At 31.4% G+C, this 8,019-nt stretch carries 6 protein-coding genes and 1 other RNA gene; all 7 read right to left on the reverse strand.

Going from position 1 to position 8,019, the window contains the following annotated elements; translation table 11 throughout:
- Positions 1 to 419: sugar phosphate nucleotidyltransferase (locus AB1Z17_RS01350; RefSeq protein ID WP_368049992.1), on the reverse strand; the 419-nt coding region annotated here is incomplete at its 3' end.
- Positions 420 to 470: 51 nt separating this feature from the next.
- The gene (glgA, locus tag AB1Z17_RS01355) at positions 471 to 1,673 is read right to left on the reverse strand and encodes a glycogen synthase (protein WP_368049993.1); all 1,203 of its coding nucleotides are present in this window, start codon (positions 1,671 to 1,673) and stop codon (positions 471 to 473) included.
- A 499-nt stretch (positions 1,674 to 2,172) separates the two neighbouring features.
- Positions 2,173 to 4,437 (reverse strand): aconitate hydratase, encoded by a 2,265-nt coding sequence (locus AB1Z17_RS01360; RefSeq protein ID WP_368049994.1) that lies wholly within the window; start codon positions 4,435 to 4,437, stop codon positions 2,173 to 2,175.
- Between the two features lie 172 nt (positions 4,438 to 4,609).
- Positions 4,610 to 4,911, reverse strand: an RNA gene (gene rnpB, locus AB1Z17_RS01365) — RNase P RNA component class A.
- A 168-nt stretch (positions 4,912 to 5,079) separates the two neighbouring features.
- Entirely contained in the window at positions 5,080 to 6,216 is a 1,137-nt protein-coding gene (dnaJ, locus tag AB1Z17_RS01370) for a molecular chaperone DnaJ (RefSeq protein WP_368049995.1), read from the reverse strand.
- Between the two features lie 37 nt (positions 6,217 to 6,253).
- Positions 6,254 to 6,781: a nucleotide exchange factor GrpE gene (locus tag AB1Z17_RS01375; RefSeq protein ID WP_368049996.1), complete on the reverse strand. Its 528-nt coding sequence runs from the start codon at positions 6,779 to 6,781 to the stop codon at positions 6,254 to 6,256.
- Positions 6,782 to 7,012: 231 nt separating this feature from the next.
- The coding region (locus AB1Z17_RS01380; RefSeq protein WP_368049997.1) for a UDP-N-acetylglucosamine 1-carboxyvinyltransferase at positions 7,013 to 8,019 on the reverse strand (1,007 nt) is incomplete at its 5' end.

Below are 8,019 nucleotides of genomic sequence, written 5' to 3' on the forward strand. Positions count from 1 at the left end.
GCTTTAACCATCTTATCAAAATCCATTTGGTATAATTGATCTCCAGATAGAATTAAAAAATAATCAAAATCGTGTCTTAAAAAATGATGCATACTTTGGCGCACTGCATCTGCAGTACCTTGAAACCATCCCTTATTTCCTGGTGTTTGTTCCGCAGCTAAAACGTCTACAAAAGCTGAACTAAAAAAACTAAAATGATACGTATTTTTAATATGTCTATTTAAAGATGCTGAATTAAATTGTGTTAAAACATACATTTGTTTTATGTTTGAATTAATACAATTTGAAATTGGAATATCTACCAAACGATATTTCCCTGCAATTGGCACTGCTGGTTTAGATCGTGTTTCTGTTAATGGGTGTAATCTTGATCCTTGTCCTCCTCCTAAAATAATGGCTAAAACTTTTTTCCCTGACATAACTAATTGTTTTTATAGGTTTAAAATATATTTTTATTGTTTAATGCAAAACTAAATTAACGATTTATACAATGCTTCTACCTGAGCTGCAATTGCTACCCAATCAAAGTGCTCTTCTACTCTTTTTCGTCCATTTAATTCCATTTTATTACGTAATTCTTTATTATTAATAACTGTATTAACTCCATCTGCTAAATCTCTAGCAAATTTATCTGGATTTATAGGTTCAAATGGCGCTTTAGTTTGTTGTTCTACGGGAATTAAAATACCAGTTTCCCCATGAACTACAACTTCTTTAATTCCACCAACAGCACTAGCTACCACAGCTGTATTACAAGCCATAGCTTCAATATTAATAATTCCAAAAGGCTCATAAATTGAAGGACAACAAAAAACATCTGCATGAGAATACAATTGTATTACGCTCTTTTTATCTAACATTTCGTCTATCCAAATAACGTTGTTTCTTGTTTTTTTAACTTCATTTACACTTGCTTCCATTTCTTTTGCAATCTCAGGAGTATCTGGAGCACCAGCACATAATACTATTTGTGTATTTGGATCTATATATTTTATTGCATTTACTAAATGAATAATTCCCTTTTGTCTTGTAATTCTACCTACAAAAAGTACAAAAGGTTTAGAAGTATCAATTCCATATTTTTCTAAAGTTGAAGTCTCTTTAGTTACAACATATTCATTTAAATTAATACCATTATAAATTACTTTTACTTTTTTTTCATCAACGTTAAAATGATTAAGAACATCAATTTTTGTTTCTTCTGAAACTGCAATTAAAGCATCTGCCATTTCTAACGCTGTTTTTTCAATCCAAGATGAGGCATCATAACCTCTTCCTAACTGTTCTCTTTTCCAAGGACGTAAAGGCTCCAAAGAATGGGTAGTAATTACCAATGGAACTCCATAACATAATTTCGCAACTATTCCTGCAAAATGAGCATACCAAGTATGACAATGAACAATATCTGCATCAAGAATTTCAGCATTCATATGAAGACAAGTATTCAAACTATTAAATACTGCTTTTAATTTTTCGTCTGATTGATCAAATACTGGATTATTATATGGAAAACCTTTAACATGCATGTTGCCTGAAGTTGATTCTTGATCACCGAAACATTTTATATCAATTTCCATTAATTTTTCTAATTCATTTGCCAAATATTCAACAACAACTCCTGCTCCTCCATAAACATAAGGAGGAAATTCTTTTGTATAAAATAATGCTTTCATGTGTTAATTTTTATTGTTTTTTAAATGTCATCCCAAAGCTTCGGAACTTTTCGTTCTTAACCATTCTATTGAGTGATAAACTTCTTAGTATGCTCGTTTCAAAAAATGATTTCAAGTAAAAAATAAATTTTAGTTTATATTAAATGTTTAAACTTATTTTCATTTAAAATTGAAACTGTGCTATTTTGAAATAAAAAAATTGAATTTAACGGAAAGATTATTAGAGTATTAACTATTCCATTTTTCTCGCTAAATGTTAAGTTTTTTACTCAAGCTTATACTTCATATTTTGTTCAAAATTAAGATAAAAAGTTACAAAAAAATTTGATAACAACTATTATATTTACGAAAACGTTAGAATATTAATTGTTTTGCATTGTTTTTCAATGATTTATATGTGATATTATCTAAAATACGCCTATTTTATTGAATTTTAAGCATAAAAAAAGACGTATAAATACGTCTTTTTTTATATTCAATTATAACTAAAAATCAATTTTTAGCTTGCATTCTCTTTTTTTATTAGATTTAATGCAGAACCTTCATTATACCAATCAATTTGACTTTGATTATAAGTATGATTTAATTTAATGGAATCTTTTGAACCATCTTTATGAACCAACTCTAAAGTTAATTGTTTATCTGGAGCAAATTCATTAATATCAATAAAGTTAAAAGTATCATCTTCTTGAATTAAATCGTAATCTGCTTCATTATTAAAGGTAAGTCCTAACATACCTTGTTTTTTTAAATTAGTTTCATGAATACGAGCAAAAGACTTTACTATTACAGCTACAACACCTAAATGTCTAGGTTCCATTGCAGCATGTTCTCTAGACGATCCCTCTCCGTAATTATGATCTCCAACAACAACCGATTTTACACCTGCTGCTTTATAAGCACGAGCAACATCTGGAACACCGCCAAACTCACCTGTTAACTGATTTTTAACAAAATTTGTTTTTTTCCCAAAAGCATTTACGGCACCAATTAAACAGTTATTAGAAATATTATCTAAATGACCACGGAAACGCAACCATGGACCTGCCATAGAAATATGGTCTGTTGTACATTTTCCAAATGCTTTAATTAATAGTTTTGCGCCATTAATTTCTTTTCCAATTGGTTGAAAAGGTGTTAATAATTGTAAACGTTCTGAAGTTGGACTTACAGAAACATCAACATTACTACCATCTTTAACTGGTTCTACATAACCAGCATCTATAACATCAAACCCTAATGGTGGAAGTTCTAATCCTTTTGGTTCGTCTAATTTTACAGCTTCACCATCTTCATTAATAAGAGTGTCGTTCATTGGGTCAAAATCTAATCGACCAGATATTGCTATTGCAGCAACCATTTCTGGTGATCCTACAAATGCATGCGTATTTGGATTTCCATCTGCACGTTTTGAAAAGTTTCTGTTAAATGAATGTACAATCGTATTTTTCTCTTCACCTTTTAAATCACTTCTATCCCATTGTCCAATACAAGGACCACAAGCGTTTGTAAAAATAGTAGCATTTAAATCTTCAAAAACTTTAAGAATACCATCTCTCTCTGCAGTGTAACGTACTTGCTCAGATCCTGGATTTATACCAAAATCAGCTTTAGTGACTAATTTTTTATCTACTGCTTGTTTAGCAATAGATGCAGCGCGAGATAAATCTTCATATGAAGAGTTTGTACAAGAACCAATTAAGCCCCAATCTACTTTTAGAGGCCATCCATTTTCTTTAGCCTTAACACCTAATTCTCCAATTGGAGTGGCTAAATCTGGGGTAAAAGGTCCATTTAAATGTGGACGTAAAGTGTCTAAATTTATTTCTATTACTTGATCAAAATATTTTTCTGGTTCTGCGTAAACTTCTGAATCTCCAGTTAAATAATCTTTAATTTTGTTAGCTTCATCCGCAACACCATTTCTATCTGTAGCACGTAAATAACGTTCCATAGATTCATCATAACCAAAAGTAGATGTTGTCGCGCCAATTTCAGCTCCCATATTACAAATTGTACCTTTACCAGTACACGATAAATTTTTTGCTCCTTCACCAAAATATTCTACAATAGCACCTGTTCCACCCTTTACTGTAAGAATACCTGCTACTTTAAGAATAACATCTTTAGCTGAAGTCCAACCGTTTAACTTTCCTGTTAATTTAATACCAATTAGCTTTGGAAATTTAAGTTCCCAAGCCATACCTGCCATAACATCTACAGCATCTGCACCACCAACTCCTATAGCAACCATTCCTAATCCACCAGCATTTACTGTATGAGAATCTGTACCAATCATCATTCCACCTGGAAATGCATAATTTTCTAAAACAACTTGATGAATAATTCCTGCTCCTGGTTTCCAGAAACCTATACCATATTTATTAGATACTGAAGCTAAAAAATCGAACACCTCTTTACTTACATCATTCGCGCGTTTTAAATCTAAATTAGCACCTTGTTTTGCTTGAATTAAGTGATCACAATGCACTGTTGTAGGCACTGCAACTTTATTTTTACCAGCTTGCATAAATTGTAATAATGCCATTTGCGCAGTTGCATCCTGACAAGCAATACGATCTGGTGCAAAATCTACATAATCTTTTCCTCGAGTAAATGCTTTGGTTGCGTTACCATCCCATAAGTGATTGTACAATATTTTTTCAGCTAAGGTTAAAGGTTTTCCTACTACTTCCCTTGCAGCATCAACACGTTCTGTCATTCTAGAATAGACACCCTTAATCATTTCAATATCAAAAGCCATATTTATATTTTATTTAGTTATTTTTAATTTAGCGAAGGTACAAAAAATGATGTTTTGAATAAAAAAATTCGTAACTGAGGGTCTCTTTTTCAATATAAATAGTTTATAAGGCTATTTTTTTTTATTCTATAAAAATCAAGAGCGAAAACGTTGTAAATATTAAGAATATGATAAAAAAAGTAGGTCTATAAGCCGGATTCTGTTCTTTTAAAAAGCCCTTATCATTTATCTAGACTATAAATTACTTTATAGTTCGAGCTGCCTACCCCTTGAAATAAAGCGAGTAACTTTAAAATTTCAATATACGTGGCATTTCACCGCATAGAGTTTACCTGGTTTCACTACAGCCGAACTGTACTTGCTTTCTGTTGCACTTGTCCTCAACTTACGCTGGACGGATGTTATCCGCTATGCTACTCTATGGTGTCCGGACTTTCCTCTTCAATACATTGAAGCGATAAGACGACCTACTTTATTTTTTTGCAAAAATACAATATATAATATAATTAATAAAAAAACCCACTCAAAATTTTGAGTGGGAAAATTGCTATGAAAAAGAAAAAGTGTTATTAGATATTTCACTAATAACGTTTTTCAAATATATTTAAATTTTATGATTAATAAAATTTAAACTACTTTTTTTTATGAAAACATATCTTTAACCTTTTCAAAAAAGGATTTATCTAAATTAGAAGGGTTAGGTGTGAAATTTTCATCAGTTTTCATTTTTTCAAAAAACTCTTTTTGCTCTTTTGAAATTTGTTGTGGTGTCCAAACATTAACATGGACTAACAAATCACCATTACCATAATGATCTAAGCTTGGCAAACCTTTTCCTCTTAATCTTAATATTTTACCAGATTGTGTTCCTGGTTCAATTTTAATTTTTACTTTACCAGTAACTGTATCTATATTTTTGTCTATACCTAATATTGCTTCGGAAAAATTAATGTACAAATCGTAGTGTAAATTAGTTCCTTCTCTCTTTAAAGTTTCGTGCTTTGCTTCTTCAATTACTACAATTAAATCCCCATCTACTGCATTATTTCCAGGTGCGCTATTTCCTTTACCATTTACTTTTAACTGAACCCCTTCTGTAACACCTGCAGGAATTTTAATTGAAACTGTTTCTTCTTTTGGTTCTAAACCTTGTGCATCTGCATTTTTAGGTCTTTTATCTAGTATTTCTCCAGCTCCATGGCAAGTAGGGCACGTTGAAGCTGATTGCATTCTACCCAAAATGGTGTTTGTAACTCTCATTACCTGACCACTTCCATTACAAGTTGAACAACTTTTAAAAGTTGCACCTGCTGCTTTTACCTTTCTTCTTACTTTTACTTTCTTCTCTACACCGCTCGCAATTTCTTCCAAGGTAAGCTTTACTCTAATTCTTAGGTTACTTCCTTTTACACGGGCTCTACCTCTAGATCCACCTCCAAAGCCTCCGCCACCGAAACCTCCAAAGCCTCCGCCACCAAAAATATCGCCAAACTGACTGAATATATCATCCATATTCATTCCGCCACCGCCAAAACCTCCAGCACCACCGCCATTTTCAAAGGCTGCGTGACCATATTGATCGTAACGTGCTTTTTTATTTTCATCACTTAGAACTTCATAAGCTTCTGCAGCTTTTTTGAAATTTTCTTCAGCCTCTTTATTATCAGGATTTTTATCTGGATGGTATTTGATAGCCATCTTTCTATATCCTTTTTTTATTTCTGCAGGAGATGCATTTTTTGAAACACCTAATATTTCGTAAAAATCTTGTTTTGCCATTTATTTAAAATTCGAAATTCATAATTTGCAATTCTTGTTATTGTCCAATAACAACTTTAGGATATCGTATTATTTTATCTCCTAATTTATAACCTTGTTCTACAACATCGATTATTTTTCCTTTTAAATCTTCTGTTGGTGCTGGAATTTGAGTAATAGCTTCGTGTAATTCAACATCAAAAACTTCACCGTGTTCCACTTTAATAGGGCATAAACCTTTTTGAGTAAGTGTGTTATTTAACTTATTTTTAATAAGTTCCATACCTTTTAAAAGTTCTTTATCTTTTGCCTTTTTTATCTCGTTTAAACCTCTGTCAAAATCGTCTAAAATAGGCAGTAAAACTGTCATTAAATCTTCATTGGCAGTTTTAAACAACTCAATACGTTCTTTAGAAGTTCGTTTTTTATAATTTTCAAATTCAGCAAACAATCTTAAAAATTTATCCTTTTCTTGATTTACTTCAAGTTTTAATTGCTCTTCAATACTAATTTCTTTAGTTTCCTGCTGCGTTGCTTCTTTATCTAAAACTTCTTTTTCTTTTTTAGAATCTTTCTTTGTACTCATAATTTTATTAAAAAAATTTATCAACTATAATGTTAGCAAAAGTATTGCCACTTTATTTAATTATGCCAATATGACACGGGAATTAATTAATAATGAAAAATGAAGAATTAATAGTTAGGAGATTCAATTACAAAATAACAGAAACAAGTAAGTTTTTTACAAGTTACTTTTATTGTAAAACTTAACAATGCAATCATTAAAAGATTCAATAAATCAACAATTAAACAATAATTAATCTACTCTGGTAATTTTTGCTCCTATTGCTCGCAATCGCGTATCTATATTTTGATAACCTCTATCTATTTGTTCAATATTATGAATGGTACTTGTTCCTTTTGCTGAAAGCGCCGCTATTAATAAAGAAATACCTGCTCTAATATCAGGTGATGTCATAACAGTTCCTTTTAAGCTAAATTCATGATCCATACCAATTACTGTTGCTCTATGTGGATCACATAAAATAACTTTAGCACCCATATCTATTAATTTATCTACAAAAAACAAGCGACTTTCAAACATTTTTTGATGAATTAAAACACTTCCTTTTGCTTGCGTAGCAACTACCAAAATAATACTTAGCAGATCAGGTGTAAAACCTGGCCAAGGTGCATCTGATACCGTTAAAATTGAACCATCTATAAAATTCTGAATTTCGTAACTATCTTGTTCAGGAATAAAAATATCATCTCCTCTTCTTTCTAAATTTATTCCAATTTTTTGAAAAACACGAGGTATTAAACCTAAATCGTCCCAGCTTACATTTTTAATTGTAATTGAAGATTTTGTCATTGCAGCCATTCCTATCCAGCTCCCAATCTCAATCATATCCGGCAAAATTCTATGGTAACAACCATTTAAAACCGCTACACCTTCTATAATTAATAAATTAGAACCAACACCTCTAATTTTTGCTCCCATACTGTTCAGCATTTTACATAATTGCTGTAAATAAGGTTCACAAGCTGCATTGTAAATTGTTGTAATTCCTCTTGCCATTACAGCAGCCATTACAATATTTGCTGTTCCGGTTACGGAAGCCTCATCTAACAGCATATTTGTACCCGTTAAATAATCTGCTTCAACTCCGTAAAATTTTTCGTCTTTATTATACCTGAATGTTGCCCCTAATTTTATAAAACCCTCAAAATGAGTATCTAACCTTCTTCTTCCAATTTTATCGCCTCCAGGTCTTGGAATGTATCCCTTTCCAAAACGGGCTAATAACGGACCAACAATCA

Source organism: Lutibacter sp. (genome assembly GCF_040883305.1).
Classification (GTDB): Bacteria; Bacteroidota; Bacteroidia; order Flavobacteriales; family Flavobacteriaceae; genus Lutibacter.

What these genes read in the sequence shown, in the direction of transcription:
- glgA (WP_368049993.1), bottom strand. Translation starts at nt 1,673, where the DNA reads ATGAAAGCATTATTTTATACAAAAGAATTTCCTCCTTATGTTTATGGA.
- AB1Z17_RS01360 (WP_368049994.1), bottom strand. Translation starts at nt 4,437, where the DNA reads ATGGCTTTTGATATTGAAATGATTAAGGGTGTCTATTCTAGAATGACA.
- dnaJ (WP_368049995.1), bottom strand. Translation starts at nt 6,216, where the DNA reads ATGGCAAAACAAGATTTTTACGAAATATTAGGTGTTTCAAAAAATGCA.
- AB1Z17_RS01375 (WP_368049996.1), bottom strand. Translation starts at nt 6,781, where the DNA reads ATGAGTACAAAGAAAGATTCTAAAAAAGAAAAAGAAGTTTTAGATAAA.